Genomic DNA, 21,998 nt, shown 5'->3' on the forward strand with positions numbered 1-21,998 from the left:
CACCATGGACGCCTTATTTATCGCTGCAACCCCCACCTCGCCCGAGGTGGACTTCCGTTTTCCCGACCACGTGCTGTCGCTCAAGGGCGAATCGTATCCGGAAAATGCGGCCGCCTTTTACGGCCCCGTCATCGAGCACCTGCGCCGCTACCTGGCCGACTGCCACGAACAGACCGTCACGGTGCACGTCTCGCTGGCGTACTTCAACAGTTCCTCGACCAAGATGCTGTTTGCCCTGTTCGAGGCGCTCAATCACGCTGCGCTGGCCGGCAACGATGTGCTGCTCAACTGGTACCGCGACGAGGAAGACGACACCATCATGGAATTCGGCGAGGAATTGCGCGACGATTTCGCCGCGCTGCAGTTCACCGACTGCCCGGTATGACCGTGCCGGTCGCCGCGTCATGCGCTGCAGCCGGGGCGCAGCCCGACCTGTTTGCTGCCGAGCAGCTGGCGCTGGACCAGGCGCGCAGTGCCGCCGCCGGCCCTGGCGACCATGCGGGTGCGCTGCGCGAACTGGTGGCGCATTACGAGCGGCTGCTGCGCGAGAGCCGGCGCCTGGTCCAGCGCAGCGACCGCGCCGAACGTCAGATGAACCAGCTCAATGCCCGCCTGCAGGAGCTGACCAGGCAACTCGAATACCGCGCCAGCCACGACCCGCTGACCGGCGCCCTGAACCGCGGCGCCGTCATCGAGCACGCCCGCAGCTGCCTGCTGCTGCACGACATCGTGCTGGTGGTGCTCGACATCGACTTCTTCAAGCAGGTCAACGACAGCTTCGGCCATCCTGCCGGCGACGCCGTGATCCAGACCGTGGTAGCCTGCCTGACGGCACTGGCCGACGGGCAGGCCTATATCGGCCGCGTGGGCGGCGAGGAGTTCTCGGTGGTGTGGCCGGGTTTGTCCCCGGATGCTGGCAGGGCGCTGGGCGAGCGGCTGCGCCAGGCGATTGCCGGCGCCACGTGGCCGGCGCCGATCACGGTCGCCGTCACCGCCAGCGTGGGCGTGAGCTGGAGCGCGCGCGGCAGCACGTTCGAACAAGCCTACAGCCGCGCCGACCAGGCGCTGTACTGCGCCAAACGCAGCGGCCGCAACTGCGTGCGCATGGCGGACTGAGTGCGCAGGACTGGCCGTCCAGGTGCGCCGGCATTGCCTGCCAAGTGCGTGAGCCTGGCCGCCGGTGAGCAAGCCTGGCCGTCGACGCGCGCAAGGCTGGCCGCCAGAGTACGCAAGCCTGCGCGGCCTGACGTGGAAGTCTGGCCGCCCGGGCGCGGACGCTCAGGGCCGCTGAGGGTCGAAGCGCCTGGCCATGCCGGCCCAGCACTGCGCGTAGTCGGGCTGCAGATCGGGCGAGGCCAGCGCGCCGGCGGTCGGATGCAGCACGTGGCGCGTCTCGAACATGAAGGCCATGGTGTCGGCCACCTTGTGCGGCACGCTGGTATCGCTGGCGCTGGCCTTGTCGAAGGTCGCCGCATCGGGACCGTGGCCGCTCATGCAGTTGTGCAGGCTGGCGCCGCCGGGGCGAAAGCCGCTGGCCTTGGCGTCGTACTGGCCGTGGATCAGTCCCATGAATTCGCTGGCGACATTGCGGTGGAACCAGGGCGGACGGAACGTGTCTTCCGCCGCCAGCCAGCGCGGCGGAAAGATCACGAAGTCGAGGTTGTCCACGCCGGGCGTGTCGCTCGGCGATTGCAGCACCAGGAAGATCGACGGGTCCGGGTGGTCGTAGCTGATCGAGCCGATGGTGTTGAAGTGGCGCAGGTCGTACTTGTACGGCGCATAGTTGCCGTGCCAGGCCACCACGTCGAGCGGCGAGTGGCCGATCGCGGCGCTCCACAGGTTGCCGCAAAACTTGGCCACCAGTTCGAAATCGCCTTCGCGGTCTTCGTAGTGGGCGCACGGCGTCAGGAAGTCGCGCGGATTGGCCAGGCCGTTGGAGCCGATCGGCCCCAGGTCGGGCAGGCGCAGCAGCGCGCCGAAATTCTCGCACACGTAACCGCGCGCCTCGCCGTCGGGCAACAGCACCTGGAAGCGTATGCCGCGCGGAATCACGGCAATCTCGTGCGGGGCGATGTCCAGCACGCCCAGCTCGGTGCGCAGCTGCAGCCTGCCGTGCTGCGGCACGATCAGCAGTTCGCCGTCGGCCGAGTAGAAATAACGCCGGTCCATGTCGCGGTTGGCGGCGTACAGGTGGATCGCGCAGCCCGTTTGCGTGGCGGGCGAACCGTTGCCGGCCATCGTGACCCAGCCGTCGATGAAGTCGGTAGGCGCCGAGGGCAGGGCCAGCGGATCCCAGCGCAACTGGTTCGGCGGCGTGGCCAGTTGCTCGAAGCCGGCCACGATGCGGCCGTTCTCGCGCTGCCGGAACGGCTCGTGCATGGCGGCCGGACGGATGCGGTACAACCACGAGCGGCGGTTGTGGCTGCGCGGCGCCGTGAAGGCGGTGCCCGATATCTGCTCCGCGTACAGGCCGTAAGCCGCGTTCTGCGGCGAGTTGCGGTGCGCAGGCAAGGCGCCGGGCAGCGCTTCGGTAGCGAATTCGTTGCCGAAGCCGGACTGGTAGGCGTTATGCATGTCGTGGTCTCCATGGAGGCAGTTTTTTATCACTGTAAGCACCGATTACCTGTTTTGCGAGCCAAATGGATCAATACAGAGTATTTACAGGCGAAATAATGGTAGGCTGTGGCTCCCGTTTTTCCAACCATGTCCATGCCCGACCTGCGCAATATCGACCTCAACCTGCTGGTGGTATTCCACGAGGTGTACCGCGAGCGCCAGATCTCGCTGGCGGCCCGGCGCCTGCACCTGACGCAATCGGCGGTCAGCAATGCGCTGGGACGGCTGCGCCGCACCTTCGACGACGCGCTGTTCGTGCGGACCGCGCAGGGGATGCAGCCGACGCCGTTTGCCGAACGGCTGGCCGAGCCGGTGGCCGGCGCCCTGGCCGCCATCGGCGAGGCCGTCAACGCGCCGCAAGCGTTCGATGCGACGTCCAGCGTGCGGCACTTCCGGCTGGCGATGACGGACGTGGGCGAGGTGTACTTCATGCCGGTGCTGATCGACCTGCTGCGCCAGCGCGCGCCAAAAGTGCAGGTGAGCACGGTCAGGGTGGCCGGCGCCACCGATCTCAAGCGTGAAATGGAAGTGGGGCGGGTGGACCTGGCGGTCGGCGCCTTTGACGATGCCTCGCCCGCGCTGTACCAGCGGCGGCTGTTCGAACAGCAGTACGTGACGATGTTCCGCAAGGGCCATGCGCTGGCCGCCGGCAAGCTCACGCTCAGGCGCCTGCTGGCGGCCGAGCACCTGATCGTGTCCGCGTCAGGCAGCCCCTACGATCGCGTCAACGCCTTGCTGGAAAAAGCCGGCGTGCCGGTGGCCGCCGCCTGCCAGGTGCCGCATTTCATGGCCGTGCCCTACATCGTCGGCAGCACCGACCTGGTGGTGACGGTGCCCGAAAAACTGGCGCAGCGGGCAGCCGCGCCGTTCGACCTGGTCTTTGCAAGGCCGCCGCTGCCGCTGCCGGCCTTGCAGACCAGGTTGTTCTGGCACCGGCGCTACAGCGACGATGCGGGCAATCGCTGGCTGCGCGAACTGATGGCCGAAACCTTTGGTGACTAATGGTGTCTCATGAGCGGTGACTGGCGTTGGCCGACAATCGTCATTGTCGCGTTCCTACCTGCCGATACGCGTCCGTCCTACGCGAACCGGGCTCTGGCAGGCGCACAATCGTCCTGCAAGTTGAGTGTAGCGTGACAAGCGAACCAGGGAGGACCGAGATGAATCTGACTACTGCAACCACGATGGGCGAACTGCGTCGCCTGATTGCCGAGGCCGACGACTGCGCCGGCACCCACACCTTGTGGATCGACACCGGTGGCGAAGTGCACCTTTCCACCGACGACAGCGCCGCCGACGACAGCGTACGGCTGCGCTTTACGCCATTCCAGCCGGGCGCCGGCATGGTCGGGCCGCTGGCGGCGCATGACGACGGCCTGATCGGGAAGATGTATTTCAGCATTTTGCACCACTGGCTGCATGCCGGCGATGCGCCACCGGGCACGCTGGACGCGGAACTCGACGATTTCGAGCGCGAAGGCGGCTGGCACGTTGCTGCCGGCACGGTTGCCGGTGTGGAGATGATGAACCTGGCCGCGCGTGACCGCGGCGGTCGCTGCCGCGCCCGCACGCATTAACGCGCATCGCGCCGGCCCCGCCATGGGTGCCGGAGCGACCGCTGGCGTAGTTTATTTTGCAACTGTGACGCAACAATAATGGGCATAAGTTAAACTGCCGAACCGATTATCGTTCTCTGGCAACTTATGCTCCCTCGCTCCCGGCGTACCTGGCCCCTGCGGCACTTGCTGATCATGCTGACCGCGATCGGCCTGCTGCCACTGGCGCTGGTCGGCGCCTGGAGCATCCACGACGCCAGCCGGTACCAGCAGCGTGAACAGAAGCGCCTGATGCTGGACCTGGCGCGCGCCCTGTCGAGCGCCGCTGACGCAGAACTGGACAGCACCGTCGGCGTGCTCACCGGCCTGGGCCGCGCACCGGAACTGCAGCAAGGCGACCTGCACGCGTTTTACGGCGTCTCCCGCATGCTGGCCAATACCCAGCCCGAATGGATCGCGGTCATGCTGGCCGACAGTACCGGCAAGGTGCTGTGGTGGACGGCCGACCCGATCGACGCGGCGCCGCGCAAGGTGGCCGATCCCGACAGCCTGCATGCGGCGCTGGTCTCGCGCCAGCCCGTGGTCGGGCGCATCGTGCGCGGGCCGCGCGGCCAGCATGCCTTTCCGGTACGGGTGCCGGTCATCACCGCGTCCGGCAAACTGTATATTCTTACCGCCGTGGTGCGGCCCGACCGCATGGTGCGCCTGCTCGACCGCCAGCAGGGCCTGGGCGGCGCCCTGACCGCCATCCGCGACAGCAGCCAGTCGGTGGTGGCCCGCTCGCGCAATCAGGAGGGCCGGGTGGGCGCGCCGCCGAGCGCCTCGCTGATCGCGCTGATGGCCGAGCACGGGGCCGAGGGCGTGGGCATAGCCCGTACCAGCGAAGGCCAGGAGATGGTGACCGCCTACACCACCCTGTCGCATTTCAACTGGCTGGCGGTGGTGGGCCGTCCTGCCGAGCAGCTGTCTGCCGCGTCCATGCAGGGACTGGGCTTGTACGGGGCGGGCATTGCCGTCTCGCTGCTCGTGTGTTTCGGCCTCGCTTCGCTGCTGTCGGCCCGGCTGGTGGGCACCATCGGCGCCTTGCAGCAAAATGCCGCGGCACTCGGATCCGGGGCGCCGCTGACGCCGTCGGCCTCGTCGGTGACCGAGGTGGAACAGATCAGCCAGGCGCTGGCCCTGGCCGATGCCCAGCGCAATACCCGCGAACACGAACGGATGCTGTTGCTGGACTCCCTCAACCAGGCCCTCACCAGCCACCAGGCGGCGCTGGCCGAGGCGCGCGAGGCCGGCCGCGCCAAGGACGAGTTCCTGGCCGTGCTCGGACACGAATTGCGCAACCCGCTCAGTCCCATCGTGACCTCGCTCGATCTGCTCGATCTGCGCAACGACCCGGCCAGCCAGCGCGAGCGCGGCGTGATGCGGCGCCAGGTCGAACACCTGCGGCGCCTGGTGGACGATCTGCTCGACGTTTCGCGCATCATTTCCGGCAAGCTGCAGATCGACCTGCGCCCGGTCAACCTGGCCGACGTCGCGCGGCACGCGGTGTCGGCCGTGGCCGACCAGTCGGTCTCGGCCAGCCTGCCGCCCGCGCTGTGGGTGCAGGGCGACGACAGCCGCCTGACCCAGGTGCTCAACAACCTGTTGTCGAACGCGTCGCGTTTCGGCAGCAGCGCCACCCACGTGTCGCTGACGGCAGAAGCCGAGCAGGCGCGGCTGGTGGTCAGCGACAACGGCATCGGCATGTCCACCGACTTGCTGGCACGCGTGTTCGAGCCGTTCCAGCAGGCGCCGCAATCGCTAGCGCGTCGTACCGGCGGTCTCGGGCTGGGCCTGGCCATCGTGCGCAAGATCGTCGAACTGCACGGCGGCCAGGTGACGGCCAGCAGTCCCGGCCCGGGGCAGGGCAGCCGCTTCGAGGTATTGCTGCCGCTGGCGGCGCCGTCAGAGCTCCTGGCAGCGCACCGTGTCGACGCCGCGCAGGCGGGCTTGCAGGTGCTGCTGGTCGATGACAATGTCGATGCCGCCGCTGCCGGCGCCGAGCTGCTGACCCTGATGGGACACGCGGTGCGCACTGCCCACAGCGGCGCGGCCGCGCTGGCAGCGGTGCGGGAGGCGATGCCGCAGGTGGCCATCCTCGATATCGGCCTGCCGGACATGGACGGCTACACGCTGGCTGCGGCGATCCGCGCCGAAGCCGGCGGCAGCGCGGTGCGGCTGGTGGCGTTGACCGGATACGGCCAGAAGGAAGACGTGGAGCGCGCCTATGCGGCGGGGTTTGACTTGCATTTGACTAAGCCTGCCTCCCTCGACGATCTCCAGCTTGCCACCGCCGAGCGCCCGCGCTGACCTCCAGCGCGGCGTTGCAGCCGCTCGCCGTACTGGCGTACTGTCTTCGCGGCTGCGCCTTGCGCTGAAGGCCAGCGCGGGCGCTCGCTCGCCGAACATACTGACCTCGAGCGCGGCGTTGCAGCCGCTCGCCGTACTSRCGTACTGTCTTCGCGGCTGCGCCTTGCGCTGAAGGCCAGCGCGGGCGCTCGCTCGCCGAACATACTGACCTCTAGTGCGGCGTTGCAGCCGCTCGCCGTACTCACGTACTGTCTTCGCGGCTGCGCCTTGCGCTGAAGGCCAGCGCAAACGATCAGCGTGGCGTGGTATCATCGACATCCGTTCCAGCTCCATCCAACACGCCATGTCTTCCCAGAAGTTCAGCAAAATCGTCATCCTGTGCGCCATGGTGGCCGTCGCTTTGTCCGTGATCGGCTACGTGTTCGTGGTCGTCGCCGACTATACCGATTGCCAGCGCATCGAGGCTGCTTATCTCAAAAAAGGTAAGAAGGTTTCATGCCGCGACGTCAAGGCGGGCATGGTTGCCGGATAAAGGCGGCTTATTACGGCAACAGCGGGGAGCAGTGTTAGCTGCCCCACACAGCGCATGGGCGCGCCCGGCTACAGTGGGAAGACTCCACTCAGACCATAAATGCCCCCATGAACGCACCCGAAACCCTCGTGCCCCCGGGCACCGCCCAGCCTGGCCACAGCCATGGCGCGGCACAAACCTATCCGCTCACCCTGACCATCAACGGCCGCCAGCAGGAATTCCGCGTGGAAGCCTGGGTCACGCTGCTCGACCTGCTGCGTGAGCACGCGGGCCTGACCGGCTCCAAGAAGGGCTGCGACCATGGCCAGTGCGGCGCTTGCACCGTGCTGGTCGGCGGCCGCCGCATCAACTCCTGCCTGACCCTGGCCGTCATGCAGAACGGCAAAGACGTCACCACGGTCGAGGGCCTGGCGGACGGTGACCGGCTGCATCCGCTGCAGCAGGCGTTCATCGACCACGATGCTTTCCAGTGCGGCTATTGCACGTCCGGCCAGCTGTGTTCGGCCGTCGGCCTAATGAACGAAGGCACGGCCTGCACGGCCGGCCAGGTGCGCGAGCTGATGAGCGGTAACGTCTGCCGCTGCGGCGCCTATCCCGGCATCGTGGCTGCTGTCACGGAAGTGATGGGCATCCCCGGCCACGACGACCCGTCCCGTCCATTCCAGCCCGGCACGGTGCCCGCATGAACCCGGTCACCTACGTGGCGCCGCTCGACGTCAACGGCGCGCTGACCCACCTGTACGCGGGCGCCGACGCCAATGCCGCGCCGTCGAAAGTCATTGCCGGCGGCACCAACCTGCTCGACCTGATGAAAGAGCGCGTGATGGGCCCGCAGCAGCTGGTCGATATCAACGCGCTGCCGCTGGAGCAGATCGCGCCGGCGCCGGACGGCGGCCTGCGGCTCGGCGCCATCGCGCGCAACGCGGACACCGCCTACCATCCGCTGGTGCGCGCACAGTATCCGGTGCTGACGGCCGCGATCCTGGCCGGGGCGTCGCCGCAGATCCGCAACATGGCCAGCAACGGCGGCAACCTGCTGCAGCGCACGCGCTGCCATTATTTTTACGATGCCACCACCGCCTGCAACAAGCGCGCGCCGGGCAGCGGCTGCAGCGCCGTCGGCGGTCTCACGCGCCAGCATGCGATCCTCGGCGCCAGCGAGCATTGCATCGCCACCCATCCATCGGACATGTGCGTGGCGCTGGCCGCACTGGACGCCGTGGTCTGCGTGCGCTCGAGCGCCGGCGAGCGGCGCATCCCGTTTGCCGAGTTCCACCGCCTGCCGGGCGAGCACCCGGAGCAGGACACCGTGCTCGAAGCGGGCGAACTGATTACCCATATCGACCTGCCGCCGGCGCCGCAGTTCGTGCGCCATTCGGCTTACCTGAAGTTCCGCGACCGGGCGTCGTATGCGTTTGCGCTGGTCTCCGTGGCCGCCATGCTCGATGTCGGCGAGGACGGCATGGTGCGCGAGGCGCGAATCGCCGTCGGCAGCGTGGCCCACAAGCCGTGGCGCGTGCCGGCTGCGGAAGCGGTGCTGGTCGGCCGCCAGGTGGACGAACAGGCGTTTGCCGAAGCGGCCGACCTGCTGCTGGCCGGCGCCAGGGGCCAGGGCCAGAACGATTTCAAGATCACCATGGCGCGCCGCGCCGTGATCCGCGCCCTCACGCAAGCCGTGGAGGGCACCCATGACAACACCGAGGAACTGACCGAAGGCGAGGACTTATTGTGAGCGAATTGATCCAGGCATTGCGCACCCCGGGCGCGGCCCCCGGCACCGGCCAGGTGCGCATCGGCGACGCCGTTTCCCGCGTGGACGGGCGCGACAAGGTCACCGGCCAGGCGCGCTACAGCGCCGAATACGTACCGGAACCGGACCACGCCGGTCTGCTGTATGGCGTGGTGATCAGCGGCACCATTGCGCGCGGCCGCATCAGGGTGCTCGATCCGGCCGCCGCGCTGGCGGTGCCGGGCGTGGTGGACGTGATCTGGCACGAGAACCGTCCCAAGATCCGCTCGTTCGACATCTTTTACAAGGACATGACGGCGCCCGGCGGCTCGCCCTACCGGCCGCTGTACGACAGCGAGGTGCACTACAGCGGCCAGCCGGTAGCGCTGGTGGTGGCCGAGAGCTTCGAGGCGGCGCGTCACGCGGCCGCACTGGTGCGGGTCGACTACGACGTCGAGCCGCACGAAACCTACCTGCTCGAACACCAGGGCCGCGCCAAGAAGCCGAGCCGCCTGAAGGCCGGCTACACGCCGCCGCCCGACGTCAAGGGCCACCCGGACGAGGTGTGGGACAAGGCCGCCGTCAAGATCGAGGCGTCGTACTACAGCGGCGTGGAGCACCACAACCCGCTCGAGATGTTTGCCACCACCGTGCTGCACGGCGCCGACGGCCACCTGACCATCTACGACAAGACCCAAAGCTCGCAGAACAGCCGCTGGTACGTGTCCCATGTGTTCGGGCTGTCCAAGGACAAGGTCACCGTGCGCAACCCCTACGTGGGCGGCGCCTTCGGTTCCGGCCTGCGCCCGCAGTACCAGCTGCCGCTGGCCGTGATGGCCGCCCTCAAGCTCGAACGCTCGGTGCGGGTGGTGCTCACGCGCCAGCAAATGTTCACCTTCGGCCACCGTCCGGAAACCCAGCAGCGTCTCAAACTGTCGGCCGATGCCGACGGCACGCTGACCTCGATCATCCACGAAGCGGTGGCAGAAACGTCGCGCTACGAGGACTACGTGGAAGTGGTGGTCAACTGGTCGGGCGAGCTGTATGCGTGCGAGCATATCCGGCTCGGCTACAAGATCGTCGATCTCGACCACGCCAGCCCGATGGACATGCGCGCCCCCGGCGCCGCCCACGGCGTGCACGCCCTGGAAGTGGCGATGGACGAACTGTCGTATGCGCTGAACATGGACCCGCTGGCGCTGCGCCTGAAAAACTACGCCGAGCTCGATCCTACCCACGGCATGCCGTATTCGACCAAGGAGCTGCGCGAATGCTATTTGCAGGGCGCCCAGCGCTTCGGCTGGGAGCGGCGGCCGCTGGAACCGGGCACCATGCGCGAAGGCCGGGAACTGATCGGCTGGGGCATGGCCACCGGCATGTGGGATGCGATGCAGATGTTCGCCCGCGCCAGCGCCGTGCTGCACGCCGACGGCAGCCTGGTGATTAGCAGCGCCGCCTCCGACATCGGCACCGGCACCTATACCGCGATGAGCATCATCGCAGCCGAAGCCATGGGGCTGCCGCTGGAAAAAGTCCGGTTCCAGCTCGGCGACTCCACCTTGCCGGTGGCGCCGATCGAAGGCGGCTCGTCGCACGTGGCCACGGTCGGTTCGGCGGTTGCCGGCGTGTGCGAAAAGCTGCAGAAGAGCGTATTCAAGCTGGCCAAGGATCTACCGGGTTCGCCGCTGGCGACCGCGCGCCTGGAGGACGTGGAGTTTGCCGACGGCGAGGTCCGCCTGCGCGGCATCCCCGGCACCAGCGTGCCGCTGCTGCAGGTACTGGGCGGCCTGACGGCGCCGCTCGAGGAAAAATACCTGATGCTGCCCAATATGCTCAAGCAGATGAAATACCAGCGCGCCACCCACTCGGCGGTGTTCGTCGAGGTGCGGGTCGATCCCGAATTCGGCACCGTGCGCGTCACGCGCGTGGTCAGTGCCGTCGCAGCGGGCCGCATCATCAACGCCAAGACTGCGCGCAGCCAGATCATCGGCGGCGTGGTGTGGGGCATCGGCCAGGCGCTGCACGAAGAAACCCACTGCGACCACCGGCTCGGCCGCTTCATGAACCACAACCTGTCCGAGTACCACGTCTCGGTCAATGCCGACATCCATGACATCGACGTGCTGTTCGTGCAGGAGGACGACCGCATCGTCAGCCGCATCGGCGCCAAGGGCGTCGGCGAAATCGGCCAGGTGGGCGTGGCGGCGGCCGTGTGCAATGCCATCTACCACGCTACCGGCCAGCGCGTGCGTAGCACGCCGATGACGCCGGAGAAGGTGATGCGTGCCTAGGCAGCCCGGCAAGCGGGGCGTATAACAAAGTCGGTGCAAACCATGAATAATTTGTATACGCCCCGCACCCCAAAACAATCCTCGATATACTGCGCCGTGATCACCGGCCCGGTCGCCTGCAACCGCCCGCCGCTGGTCCGTCCATTGATCCAGTTTCGGGGGAGTTCCAGGTACCATGTCCAGTTTTATCGCGAGGCTTACGAAGCATTTTCCATCCATCGGCTTGCTGACGCTGGCCGCGGCAGCGCCGGTGTCAGGCAGCGCAGCCACCAGCCTCAATCAGTCCTGGGACTTCTACCGCGACGACGCCAGGGTCGCCGCCACCGTCGACCAGGTGCCGGCCAACGGCTGGACCCGCGTCAACCTGCCGCACACGGCGCGCCTGGAGGCCAAGGTGCCGGTCAATTCCTGGCAGGGCACGGCGTTCTACCGGAAAACGTTCGACGCCAGGGTAACGCCCGGCGAGCAGGCGATTGTGCGCTTCGAGGGCGCGATGAACGTGGCCGACGTGTGGGTGAACGGCAAGCACCTGGGCCAGCACCTGGGCGGCTACCTGCCGTTCGCCTACGACGTGACGCCGTACCTGAAGGCGGGCGGCGCCAACGAACTGGTGGTGCGCATCAATAACGAAGACAATGCGATCACCGGCCCCAAGCCGCTCAAGGACCTCGACTACATCCAGTACGGCGGCATCTACCGCGACGTCACGCTGACGATCAAGCCGGCCGTCCATATCAGCGACGAGATGCTGTCCAACACCGAAGCCGGCGGCGGCATCTTCGTCACCTATCCGCAGGTGGACAAGGCGCAGGCCACCGTGCGCGTCAAGGCGGAAGTGTGCAACACCGCTGCCGAGCCGCGCACGGCCGAACTGCGCCACCAGCTGATGAGCGGGGCAACGCGCGCGGCCAAGGACGCTGAAAGCGTCAAGCTGGCCGCCGGCGAGTGCCGCCACATCACGCGCGATCTCGCGGTGCCGCATCCGCAACTGTGGTCGCCGAAGGCGCCCAACCTGTACGCGCTGCAGACCACGGTCGTCAGCAACGGCCGGTCGGACCTGGTCACCACCCGCATCGGCATCCGCCGCATCGAGATGGGCAAGGGCAAGCTGCTGATCAACGGCGAGCCGACCTTCCTGCGCGGCGTGAACCGGCACCAGGAATACCCGTATGTCGGCTATGCGCTCTCGCCGCAGGCCGACTACCGCGATGCGCTGCTGATCAAGCGCGCCGGGTTCGATTACATCCGCCTGTCGCATTACCCGCATTCGCCCGCGTTCATGGCTGCCGCCGACGAACTGGGCATCATGGTCCTGCCCGGCATCCCCGGCTGGCAGTATTTCAATCCCGATCCGGCGTTTTCCAGCCAGGTGGTCAAGACCTGCGCCGACATGGTGCGCCGCGACCGCAACCACGCCAGCGTGCTGGCCTGGGAATGCTCGCTCAACGAAACGCAGATGCCCGACGCGCTGATCGACCGGCTGCACCGCACGGTGCACGCCGAATTCCCCGGCGACCAGGGCTACTCGGCCGGCTGGGTGCCGCAGACCTATGACGTGTACCTGCAGGCGCGCCAGCACCGCCTGGAAGACAAGCGCCCGCTGCCCGACAAACCCCTGATCGTCTCCGAGTACGGCGACTGGGAATACTATGCGATGAACGCAGGGTTCAACCAGACGGCCTGGGGCGATCTGAAGGCGGCCGACCGCAGCAGCCGCCAGCTGCTGACCGACGGCGAAGCCCGGCTGCTGCAGCAGGCCAAGAACCTGGCCGAAGCGCACGACGACAACTTCACGACCGGCGCCATCGCCGACGGCTACTGGGTCATGTTCGATTACGGGCGCGGTTATGCACCGGACCTGGAATCGTCGGGCATCATGAGCATCGACCGCCTGCCGAAATTCTCGCACGCGTTCTTCCAGTCGCAGCGCAGCGCCCTGGAGACCGGCAAGTGGGGCGGCGGTCCGATGGTCTTCATCGCCAGCTACTGGACGCCCGCATCGTCGCCGCTGGTGCGCGTGTTTTCCAACGCCGACGAGGTCGAGCTGTTGCTGAACGGGAAAAGCCTGGGCCGCGTGAAAAGCGCCCCGACCAAGACCTATCCCAAGCTCCGGCATCCGCCGCTGGAATTCGATGCCGGCCAGTTCGCGCCGGGCGAACTGAAAGCGGTCGCCTACCTCGGCGGCAAACAAGTCGCCGAACACGTGGTGCGCACGCCCGACGCGCCGGCCCGCCTGGGCGTGGCAGTGGACGACCTGGGCGTGAAATCCGCCGCCGGCGACCTGGTGTTCGTGCGTGCACGGCTGCTCGACGCCAGCGGCAACCTGGTGACCGCCAGCGGTCAGTCGGTCACATTCACCGCGGGCGGCGCCTACGAGATCGTCGGACCGGCCAGCGTGACGACGGAAGCCGGTATTGCCAGCGTGCTGGTACGGGTGACCGGCAAAGGCGCGAAGGGCGCCAAGGGTGCTATCGTGGCGACTGCCGGCCAGCTGCGCGGCGCGCTGTAGCAAGGATGCCATCGAGGCAGCTGCCGACCGACACTTTCGATCGGCAAGCCTGTCATGGCGGCGTCACAAGCGGGCCCTAGAATCGTTGGCATTCCAACCTTCCAGGGCCGGCCATGCGCAACGATGTCAGCAACGATCACACTCCCGCCGCACCGACGGACACCCCGCGCAGCGGTCGCCGCACGCTGCTGAAAATGGGTCTGGCGTCGGCCACCGGCCTGTCGGTGGGCGGCCTGCTGGCCGGCTGCGGCGGCGGCAGCGCGGCGGTGAGTGACACACCGGCACCGGCGCCTGCCACGGCCGCAAAAATCTCGAGCTTCGCGCTGGCCGTACTGCCCGATACCCAGTTCTATGCGCGCTACGCCACGTCGGGCGAGAACAACCAGTACGAGCGCCATTACGGCAACGAACCGTTCGCCGCCCAGACCAGCTGGGTGGCGCGCAACGCCCAGGCGCTCAACATCCCGTTCCTGATCCACCTCGGCGACGTGGTGGACCAGGTGGGCAAGCCCGAACAATGGAAGGTGGCCGACAGCGCCATGCAGGTGCTGGAAGTGGCCAAGCTGCCGTATTCCATCCTGGCCGGCAATCACGATGTGCTCAACGACCTCGATTACAGCGGCGACCAGACCCGTGGCACGGACGCCCAGCGCGTGCTGGCCAACGAGCCTTATCTGCAGTGGTTCGGCACCCGTCGGGCGCAACGCCAGGCTACCTTCGGGGCGCGCGATGACAGCGGTTTCCACGAGTACCACATCTTCACGGCCCAGGACCAGCGCTTCCTGGTGCTGTCGCTGTCGTGGCGCATCTCGGACGAAGGCATCGCCTGGGCGCGCAAGGTGCTGACCGACCATCCGACGCTGCCGGTCATCCTGGTCAACCACCAGCTGCTCAATATCGCGCCGGACGCCGTCAGCCCGCTGGAAACCGACTACGGCAAAATGGTATGGGACAAGCTGATACGCGATAACGACCAGATCTTCATGACCTTGAACGGCCACCACCATGGCGCCGCCCACCTAACCAAGACCAACGACTTCGGCAACCCGGTCGAGGAAATGGTGGTCGATTACCAGATGGCCTACCAGGGCGGCAATGGGCTGATGCGGCTGTACGAGTTCGACCTGACCAACAAGCAGATCAAGGTGCTGTCGTTCTCGCCGTGGGTGCCGATGAAACCGGCGGACACGCTCAACAGCTTCGACCGCGCGGTGCTGACCGAGACCAACCAGGCGTTCACCATCGCGATCGATTTCGCCAGGCGCTTCGCGCGGTTCAATCCCACGTTCGGCACCGGCCAGGCCACGGTGGCGTCGTCGCTGGTCGAGCAGGCCAGGGCGCTGGTGCTCAAGGGGTACACGGAGCCGGCGGTGGTGGCGCCGGTGGCGCCGAAGGATGCCGACGATTATCCGAAAGTGGCGTCCACGGTGGCGCACTGGCGTTTCTTCGGCGGCAGCGACGGTGCAGCGGTGGCGCCCGGCACCCGGATCGCCGACGTCAGCGGCGCCAACCCGCTGGTGCGCGACGCGCTCGACAACCAGGGCGTAAGAAATGCCGAGGCGGGCGACATCGTCTGGAGCAGCGACCGCCACCACCTGTCGGCGGCGCCCGGTTCGGTCAGCTTCCTCAACACCGACAAGAACGTGCCACGCCTCAGCTACTTCCTGACCAACCCCTCGGCTGCGATCAACGCCCAGACCTTCGCCACCACCGGCTACACCATCGAAGCGTTCATCAAGATCGCGCCCGGCTGGAACAAGGCCAGCCACGCCTGGATGAACATCATGACCCGCGACGGCCGGCGCAGCGACCTGCCGGGCTTCGACGGCGGCGACGGCGAATCGCCGCCGCTGCTGTTCGCCATTTCCAGCCTGCGCGAAGTGCAGTGGGAAGTGGTGCCCGACGTGAGCGGCGCACGCGAGGGGCTGGCCAGCTGGTCCGGAGAAATCATCGCCGGCACCTGGGTCCATATCGCCATCATCAACGACCCGGTCACGCACGATACGGTGATGTACGTGGAAGGGGCGCCGGTACTGCGCAACAGCAGCAATGTCGCGGGCCTGGCGACGCTGTCGGCCAGCGCGCCGTGGGTGGTCGGCGGCGGTTCGTGGGATGGCGTGCGCGCCGATGGCTTCTTCGGCAATATCGGCGAGATCCGCATCGCGGCCGGCGCGCTGAAGGCGTCGCAATGGCTGACGGCCCGGCGCACCTCGTAAAACGGGTGCGCGCCTGCAGGCCTACAGTTCGTTCACCCTGGTGCGCGTGAGCGTTGCCTGCTCGCGCACGGCGTCCAGTGCCGGGCCGTCCATCCGCTTGAGCTGCTGGTACACCATGCCCAGGCGCTGGTTGCCCGCCAGCCTGGCGCGGTTGCGATCGAAAAAATCCCAGTACAGCGCGTTATACGGACAGGCGCGATCGCCGACGCGCGCCTTCTTGTCGTAATGGCAGCCCTTGCAGTAGTCGCTCATGCGGTCGATATAGGCGGCGCTCGACACGTACGGCTTGGTCGCCAGCAGGCCGCCGTCGGCGAACTGGCTCATGCCGAGCGTGTTGGGCAGCTCGACCCATTCGAAGGCGTCGATGTACACGCCCAGGTACCAGCCGTGGACCGCCTGCGGCGACAGGCCCCCCAGCAGCGAAAAATTCCCGATCACCATCAGGCGGTTGATGTGGTGCGCGTGCGCGTGTTCGAGCGACTGGCCGATGGCGGTGGCCAGGCAGCGCATGCGCGTGTCGCCGGACCAGAACCAGTGCGGCAGCGGCGCCTGGTGGTTGAAGGTATTGAGCTGGTCGTAACCGGGCATGCGATGCCAGTACACGCCGCGCACGTATTCGCGCCAGCCGAGGATCTGCCGCACGAACCCTTCCACCGCCGCCAGCGGCGCCGCCTCGTCGGCCAGCGCCTGCACCGCCCGGTCCACCACCTCCGCCGGCGCCATCAGCTTGACGTTCATGGCGAACGACAGCAGCGAATGGAACAGGCGCCAGGCCTTGAAGCTCATGGCGTCCTGGTAGCGACCGAAATGGGGCAGCGCCTGTTCGACGAAATGTTCGAGCTGTTCCAGCGCTTCGTCGCGGTTCAGCGGCCAGCGCAGGTCGTCCGCGTTCGGCGCACCGAAGCTTTGCGCGCCAGACGCCTCGATCGTCGCCCACAAGGCGCTGTGATCGTGCGACGGGCGCAGGTCGGACGGTTCCCACGGCATGCCTTTCCACGCTTCGCGGTTGTCGTGGTCGAAGTTCCACTGGCCGCCCAGCGGCTTGCCGGTGTCCGAGACCAGCACCTTGTGGCGCAGGCGCATCTGGCGGTAGAAATGCTCCATCAGCCAGCTGGTGCGGCCCTCGAACAGGCGCGCCGCGTCGTCGCGCGCGGTGTAGAAATGCTCGGTGTCGGCCATCGCCGACGGAATCGACAGGCCGGCAGCATAGTCGGCCAGCTGGCGGTCGAGTCGGTATTCATCGGGCGCCTGCCAGGCAAAGCTGCCGGCGTTGTAGTGCGCCAGCAGCCGGTCCAGGTTGTCCGGCAGCGATTGCAGATTGGCGGGATCGTCGATCGTCAGGTAGTGCACGCGGTGGCCGGCAGAGCGCAGCCGGGCGGCGAAGTCGCGCATCGCGGCGAAGATGGCGATGATTTTCTGCGCGTGGTGCAGCACGTAGTCGGTTTCCTGCCGCACCTCCATCATCACGAACACCACGCCGGCGTCACGCGCCCTGAACCAGCTGTGCCGGCCGTTGAGCTGGTCCCCGAGGACCAGCCTGAGCGAGGTGGCGGCAGCGTTCAAGGGACGAGACGCGGAATCAGACGCGGCCGAGGATGGACGCAGCCGCCATCAGCTCGTCGATCAGCGCCAGCGAGCTTTTGCCCGACAGGGCGTGCGGATTGAACTCGGGCAGCGCCGAATACCGCAGCAGGGTGCCGGGATTGATCTTGCCCAGGTTGACCTGGCCCATGGTCCATCCCGAGTAGCGGCGCTCGCTGATTTCCTCGTAATGAAGCAGGACGGCGCCCGTGTGGCGCGGGTCGCGCAGGATTTTCGCGTACAGCGCGTTGACTTGTGCGCGCCCGCCTTCGAGCACCTGCAGGTACAGGCGGTCGCTGTGACAGAGCACGCCGGTGATGCCATGGCGCGGGTTGTAGTTGTGCGACTGCTGCATGATGGTGGCGATGGTGCCCGGGGGCGTGTCGCTGGCGGCGTGGCTGGCGTACAGGAGGCGAACGAGCATGCTGGTAACTCCAAGATGTCGAATACGGATTAGCGCTTGATCAGGGAAAGGAATTCGCGGCGCAGTGCCGGGTCCTTGAGGAAGGAGCCGTGCATCACGCTGTTGATCATACGCGCATCCATATCTTTCACGCCGCGCCACTGCATGCAGAAATGGTCGGCCTCCATGATCACGGCCAGGCCGTCGGGCTGCATTTTTTCCTGCAGCAGGTCGGCCAGCTGCACCACCGCCTCTTCCTGGATCTGCGGGCGGCTCATGATCCAGCTGGCCAGGCGCGCATATTTCGACAGGCCGATCAGGTTCGAGTGCTGGTTCGGCATCACGCCGATCCACACCTTGCCGATCACGGGGCACAGGTGGTGCGAGCAGGCGCTGCGCACGGTGATCGGGCCGATGATCATCAGTTCGTTGAGGTTGGCCGCGTTCGGGAACTCGGTCACCGGCGGCATGTCCACGTAACGCCCGCCGAATACCTCGGTCATGTACATCTTGGCCACGCGGCGCGCCGTATCCTGCGTATTGTGGTCGCTGACCGTGTCGATCACCAGGCTTTCCAGCACCTTCTGCATATGGCCGCTGACCTCGTCGAGCAGCTGATCGAGTTCGCCCGGTTCGATGTAGGCGGCGATGTTGTCGTTGGCGTGGAAGCGGGTGTTGCTGGCCACCAGCCGTGCGCGGATGCGTTCGGAAGCGGTGGTGGTGACAGGCAGGTATGCCGTTTGCGGCTCGGTGGTCATGCGGAAATCCAATCAAAAAAAATATAATCGCTACTGCGGCGGCAGCGGCAGGCCTTCGGCATAGGCCAGCCGTTCCAGCGCCTGTTCCATCAGCATCCGGGCGTGGCCGGCGCTGCGCGCCAGGTCCTGGTGCAGCGCGGCGTCGGCGGCATTGCGGCTGACGCAGCCCGCGCTGTACCGCTCGAAACTGGTCAGCATCAGCAGTATATCCGCCAGGTGGCGCGGACATTCGCAGTCGATGCTGGACGACATGGCGGCCAGTTCCGCCAGCTGCTGGTCGTCGAGCCGGCGCGGCGCGGGCGGCGTGGCCGGCGGCGCCGGCGGACGGCCGCCGCCGGCAAAGGCGGTCGCGCACAGCAGCGCCACCTCGGCGGCGTCGGACGGCGCCCGCGCCACCAGGCAGTCCCGCTCGCGCAGGCGGCGCACGGTGGCGCTGTCGCAGAAGCGGTAGAGCACCACCACGGCGCGCACGTGCAGCGCGGCGCGGGCGGCCGCCACCAGCGGCAGGGCCTCGGCGTTCATCTCGGACGCTTCGATCAGCAGCAGGTCGGCCGTGGCGCCGGCCAGTGCCTGCGGCGCCTGCGCCAGCTGCTGGCAACTGGCGACGATGTCGAGCGCCGGCGTGGTGGGCACGGCCGCCAGCTGACGCGTCAGCGCAGCGCCGACCACGGCCAGGCGCAGTTCGGCCGGCTCGGCTTCCACCGGCGGCGCCACGCCCGTCAGGGCCAGCAACTCCGCCGTGTCGAGCCGCGCCACCGTGGAAATTGCGTGACCCTGGTCGACGGCACGCTTGAGCAGCCCGAGACGGCGCACCTGCTCGGACGAATACAGCCGCTGTCCCCGCGGCGAGCGTCCCGCGTCGGACACCCCGTAGCGCCGTTCCCATACCCGCAGCGTCTCGACCGGCAGGCCCGCCAGGCGCGCTGCGACGCCGCTGCGGTAACCGGGCTGCTGTCCGGTCGCGGATGCGGACCCGGTCCCGGTCCCGGTCCCATGTCCGGTCCCGGTTCCGGCAACGTTGCTGCTGCCGGGCCGACTGCCGTCGCCGGGCGGTATGTGGTGGTCGGAGTGCGCCATGGTGTGCCTTGTGGATCAGTAGCCGGATTGTAACAGTTTCATGGACGAGGGCAAAGTTGACCCGGCATTGTCCCGCTGTTCGGGCGGCAGGTCGCGTGAGCCGGCACCGGCTGTGCTCCGGTAGCGGGACATCGGCGCGACAGTTGCTGCTGCCGCGCAGCCGCTGCGCGGCAATGCGGCTACAGGGTGGCGATCACCGCCAGCAGCGCATCGACGTCGATCGGCTTGACGAAATAATGGTCGAAACCGGCTTCCTTCGACGCTTCGCGGTCTTCGCGCCGGCCGTAGCCGGTGACCGCCACCAACGTGGCGCTGCGGCTGGCCGGCAGCAGGCGCAGGCCGCGCGCCAGATCGTTGCCGCTCAGGTCGGGCAGACCGATGTCGAGCAGGCAGAGCTGGGGTTCCAGGCGCTGGGCCGCTTCCAGCGCGGCGTGGGCGGTGTGCGCCACCACGACGTCGTGACCCGCTGCCTCGAGCAGCAGTTGCAGCGTCTGCGCGGCATCGACATTGTCGTCCACCACCAGCACCCGCATACGGGTATCGGCCACCTGCACCGGCGCCGCAGGCGGCGCCACCACATCGGCCTCGATGGCCGGCAGCATGATGGTAAACGTGCTGCCCTGGTGGGCGCCGGGGCTGTCCACCGTGACCGTGCCGCCGTGCAGCTCGACCAGCATCTTGACCAGCGCCAGGCCCAGTCCCAGCCCGCCTTCGGAGCGGTCGGACGTGCGGTCGGCCTGGGCGAACAGTTCGAACACGCGGCCGCGCAACTCCATCGACATGCCCACGCCGTTGTCGACGATCTCGATCCTGACGTGACCGTCCACGCCCTGCACGCGCAGCGTGATCTCGCCGCCGACCGGCGTGTATTTGGCAGCGTTGTTGAGCACATTGACCAGCACCTGCACCAGCCTTTTATGGTCGCCTGCCACCTGCAGCGGCTGGTCGGGCAGCGCCAGCAGGAAGCGGTGGCCGCGCGAGCGCATCATGGGTTCGGCCTGCTCCACGGCGTCGGCCACGATGCTGCCCACGTCGAGCGGCACGCGGGTGATGGTGACCAGGCCGCGCGTGACACGCGAGACGTCGAGCAGGTCGTCGATCAGGCGCGTCATGTGGTTCACCTGGCGCACGATGATGTCGGCGGTGCGGTCCACCGCGGCCGGCGTGGCGTTCCCGCTGCGCAGCAACTGGGCGCCGGCGCTGATCGGCGCCAGCGGATTGCGCAACTCGTGCGCCAGCATGGCCAGGAATTCGTCCTTGCGCTGGTCGGCCAGGCGCAGCTGCGCCTGGGCCTTGATGTGCTGGGCTTCCTTGTCCTGCAGCGCGGCGGCCATTGTGTCGAGTGCAAGCGCCAGCTCGCTGATCTCTTCCTTGCCGTAGCGGATGCCGCTGCGCGCGTTGAGCGCTCCCGAGGCGATGCTGTTGGCGGTGCTGGCCAGCAGTTTTACGCGGCGCAGCACCAGCACGTCGCCCACGAACCACGCCGCCAGCATCGCCAGCACCAGCGTCGCGGTCAGCGCCATCAGGTCCATCATCTGGTCGCGGCGCGCGACGGCGGTGATGTCGTCCACCGGAATGCCGATGGTGACGGTGTAATCGGTGAGACCGTTGTTGCCGACGCGGGCAAAGCGGTGCAGCCGTTCCACACCGTCCGGCCCCGTGAGCAGCACCGGCTTGCCCGGTTCGGCGGCCATCGCCGTGCGCAGCGCGGGCCACACGGCCTTGCCGAACCATTGTTCCGGATTCGGCTTGCGGGCGATGATCACGCCTTCCGAATCGGCCGTCATCAGCACCGATCGCGGCGGCAGCTGCACGTCCGCCACGAAGCGATCGAGCTTGGTCAGATCGAGCGCGGCAAACACCACGCCCTGCACCTGCTCGTCGTCGTCGAGGATCGGGTAGGTCAGGTTGACCGTGTGTTTCTGGATCACCCGGCCGAAGATGTAGCCGCCGGCGACGAAGCGCTTCAGGTGCACGGCACGCCGGAAATGCGGCCGGTCGCTCAGGTTGACCTTGCCCGGCGAGGGAATCGCCGTGCAACTGACATCGCCGTTCAGCTGGATCACGCCGAAGTTGGCGTAGTCGCTGTTGCGGCGCTGGATGCTGTCGAGCAGGTTGCTGCAGCGGGCCTGGTCTTTCATCAGGTCCGGCACGCTGGCCAGGTCGCGCAGGATCTGGCGCGCGCTGGCGATCGATTGCGCCTCGTTGGCGGCCGCCAGGTTGGTCAGGCGCTGCAGGTTTTCCTCGGCCACGCTGATCGCGTGGTCATGCTCGCGGATGCCGCTGACGATGGTCATCACGGCGATCGGCGCGATCGCCAGCGCCACCAGCAGCAGCAGGCGACCGCGCAGGCTGTTCAGGCTGAAGAGCAGGAAGGCCAT

17 protein-coding genes are annotated in these 21,998 nt (G+C 67.4%); 11 read left to right on the forward strand and 6 right to left on the reverse strand.

Annotated features, from left to right (window positions below):
* The first annotated feature begins 4 nt into the window (after nucleotides 1-4).
* Together ASF61_RS19515 and ASF61_RS19520 are read left to right on the forward strand one after the other, a co-directional pair.
* Nucleotides 5-385, forward strand: coding sequence for a DUF1987 domain-containing protein (locus tag ASF61_RS19515; protein WP_056159840.1), 381 nt, complete (start codon nucleotides 5-7; stop codon nucleotides 383-385).
* Nucleotides 382-1,116 (forward strand): GGDEF domain-containing protein, encoded by a 735-nt coding sequence (locus ASF61_RS19520; protein ID WP_056159843.1) that lies wholly within the window; start codon nucleotides 382-384, stop codon nucleotides 1,114-1,116. Before ASF61_RS19515 ends, ASF61_RS19520 begins: the two co-directional genes overlap by 4 nt.
* A 162-nt stretch (nucleotides 1,117-1,278) precedes the next feature.
* Here ASF61_RS19520 and hmgA read toward each other — a convergent pair whose 3' ends face one another.
* Nucleotides 1,279-2,574 (reverse strand): homogentisate 1,2-dioxygenase, encoded by a 1,296-nt coding sequence (hmgA, locus tag ASF61_RS19525; RefSeq protein ID WP_056159846.1) that lies wholly within the window; start codon nucleotides 2,572-2,574, stop codon nucleotides 1,279-1,281.
* Between the two features lie 135 nt (nucleotides 2,575-2,709).
* Here hmgA and ASF61_RS19530 point away from each other — a divergent pair, with 135 nt between their 5' ends.
* From ASF61_RS19530 to ASF61_RS19570, 9 genes are all read left to right on the forward strand, one after another.
* Complete coding sequence (locus ASF61_RS19530; protein WP_200919917.1) at nucleotides 2,710-3,618, forward strand: LysR family transcriptional regulator; 909 nt, start codon at nucleotides 2,710-2,712, stop codon at nucleotides 3,616-3,618.
* 158 nt (nucleotides 3,619-3,776) lie between these two features.
* Complete coding sequence (locus tag ASF61_RS19535; RefSeq protein WP_156369652.1) at nucleotides 3,777-4,193, forward strand: hypothetical protein; 417 nt, start codon at nucleotides 3,777-3,779, stop codon at nucleotides 4,191-4,193.
* 174 nt (nucleotides 4,194-4,367) lie between these two features.
* Entirely contained in the window at nucleotides 4,368-6,521 is a 2,154-nt protein-coding gene (locus tag ASF61_RS19540; RefSeq protein WP_229205938.1) for an ATP-binding protein, read from the forward strand.
* A gap of 343 nt (nucleotides 6,522-6,864) precedes the next feature.
* Nucleotides 6,865-7,053: a hypothetical protein gene (locus tag ASF61_RS19545; RefSeq protein WP_056159857.1), complete on the forward strand. Its 189-nt coding sequence runs from the start codon at nucleotides 6,865-6,867 to the stop codon at nucleotides 7,051-7,053.
* A gap of 107 nt (nucleotides 7,054-7,160) precedes the next feature.
* The gene (locus tag ASF61_RS19550; RefSeq protein WP_056159860.1) at nucleotides 7,161-7,739 is read left to right on the forward strand and encodes a (2Fe-2S)-binding protein; all 579 of its coding nucleotides are present in this window, start codon (nucleotides 7,161-7,163) and stop codon (nucleotides 7,737-7,739) included.
* Nucleotides 7,736-8,785 (forward strand): xanthine dehydrogenase family protein subunit M, encoded by a 1,050-nt coding sequence (locus ASF61_RS19555; RefSeq protein WP_200919913.1) that lies wholly within the window; start codon nucleotides 7,736-7,738, stop codon nucleotides 8,783-8,785. The genes ASF61_RS19550 and ASF61_RS19555 overlap by 4 nt, the downstream gene beginning before the upstream one ends.
* Nucleotides 8,782-11,073, forward strand: coding sequence for a xanthine dehydrogenase family protein molybdopterin-binding subunit (locus tag ASF61_RS19560; RefSeq protein ID WP_056159866.1), 2,292 nt, complete (start codon nucleotides 8,782-8,784; stop codon nucleotides 11,071-11,073). The genes ASF61_RS19555 and ASF61_RS19560 overlap by 4 nt, the downstream gene beginning before the upstream one ends.
* A gap of 175 nt (nucleotides 11,074-11,248) precedes the next feature.
* Nucleotides 11,249-13,582, forward strand: a complete 2,334-nt coding sequence (locus ASF61_RS19565; protein WP_056159869.1) for a glycoside hydrolase family 2 TIM barrel-domain containing protein — start codon at nucleotides 11,249-11,251, stop codon at nucleotides 13,580-13,582.
* Nucleotides 13,583-13,695: 113 nt separating this feature from the next.
* Nucleotides 13,696-15,798 carry a LamG-like jellyroll fold domain-containing protein gene (locus tag ASF61_RS19570; RefSeq protein ID WP_056159875.1) on the forward strand — a complete coding sequence of 701 codons (2,103 nt, stop codon included), beginning with the start codon at nucleotides 13,696-13,698 and terminating at the stop codon, nucleotides 15,796-15,798.
* Nucleotides 15,799-15,819: 21 nt separating this feature from the next.
* Here the strand turns inward: ASF61_RS19570 and ASF61_RS19575 are convergent, their stop codons facing one another.
* The 5 genes from ASF61_RS19575 to ASF61_RS19595 all read right to left on the reverse strand — a co-directional run bounded on the left by ASF61_RS19575 (nucleotide 15,820) and on the right by ASF61_RS19595 (nucleotide 21,998).
* The gene (locus ASF61_RS19575) at nucleotides 15,820-17,361 is read right to left on the reverse strand and encodes a cryptochrome/photolyase family protein (protein WP_056159878.1); all 1,542 of its coding nucleotides are present in this window, start codon (nucleotides 17,359-17,361) and stop codon (nucleotides 15,820-15,822) included.
* Between the two features lie 16 nt (nucleotides 17,362-17,377).
* Nucleotides 17,378-17,803: a BLUF domain-containing protein gene (locus tag ASF61_RS19580; protein WP_056159881.1), complete on the reverse strand. Its 426-nt coding sequence runs from the start codon at nucleotides 17,801-17,803 to the stop codon at nucleotides 17,378-17,380.
* A 29-nt stretch (nucleotides 17,804-17,832) separates the two neighbouring features.
* On the reverse strand, nucleotides 17,833-18,540 hold the full coding sequence (gene folE, locus ASF61_RS19585; protein WP_056160258.1) for a GTP cyclohydrolase I: 708 nt from the start codon (nucleotides 18,538-18,540) through the stop codon (nucleotides 17,833-17,835).
* A 30-nt stretch (nucleotides 18,541-18,570) separates the two neighbouring features.
* On the reverse strand, nucleotides 18,571-19,617 hold the full coding sequence (locus ASF61_RS19590; protein WP_082491835.1) for a MerR family transcriptional regulator: 1,047 nt from the start codon (nucleotides 19,615-19,617) through the stop codon (nucleotides 18,571-18,573).
* A gap of 179 nt (nucleotides 19,618-19,796) precedes the next feature.
* Nucleotides 19,797-21,998 carry an ATP-binding protein gene (locus ASF61_RS19595; RefSeq protein ID WP_056159884.1) on the reverse strand — a complete coding sequence of 734 codons (2,202 nt, stop codon included), beginning with the start codon at nucleotides 21,996-21,998 and terminating at the stop codon, nucleotides 19,797-19,799.

Source organism: Duganella sp. Leaf126, from assembly GCF_001423125.1.
Lineage (GTDB): Bacteria > Pseudomonadota > Gammaproteobacteria > Burkholderiales > Burkholderiaceae_D > Rugamonas.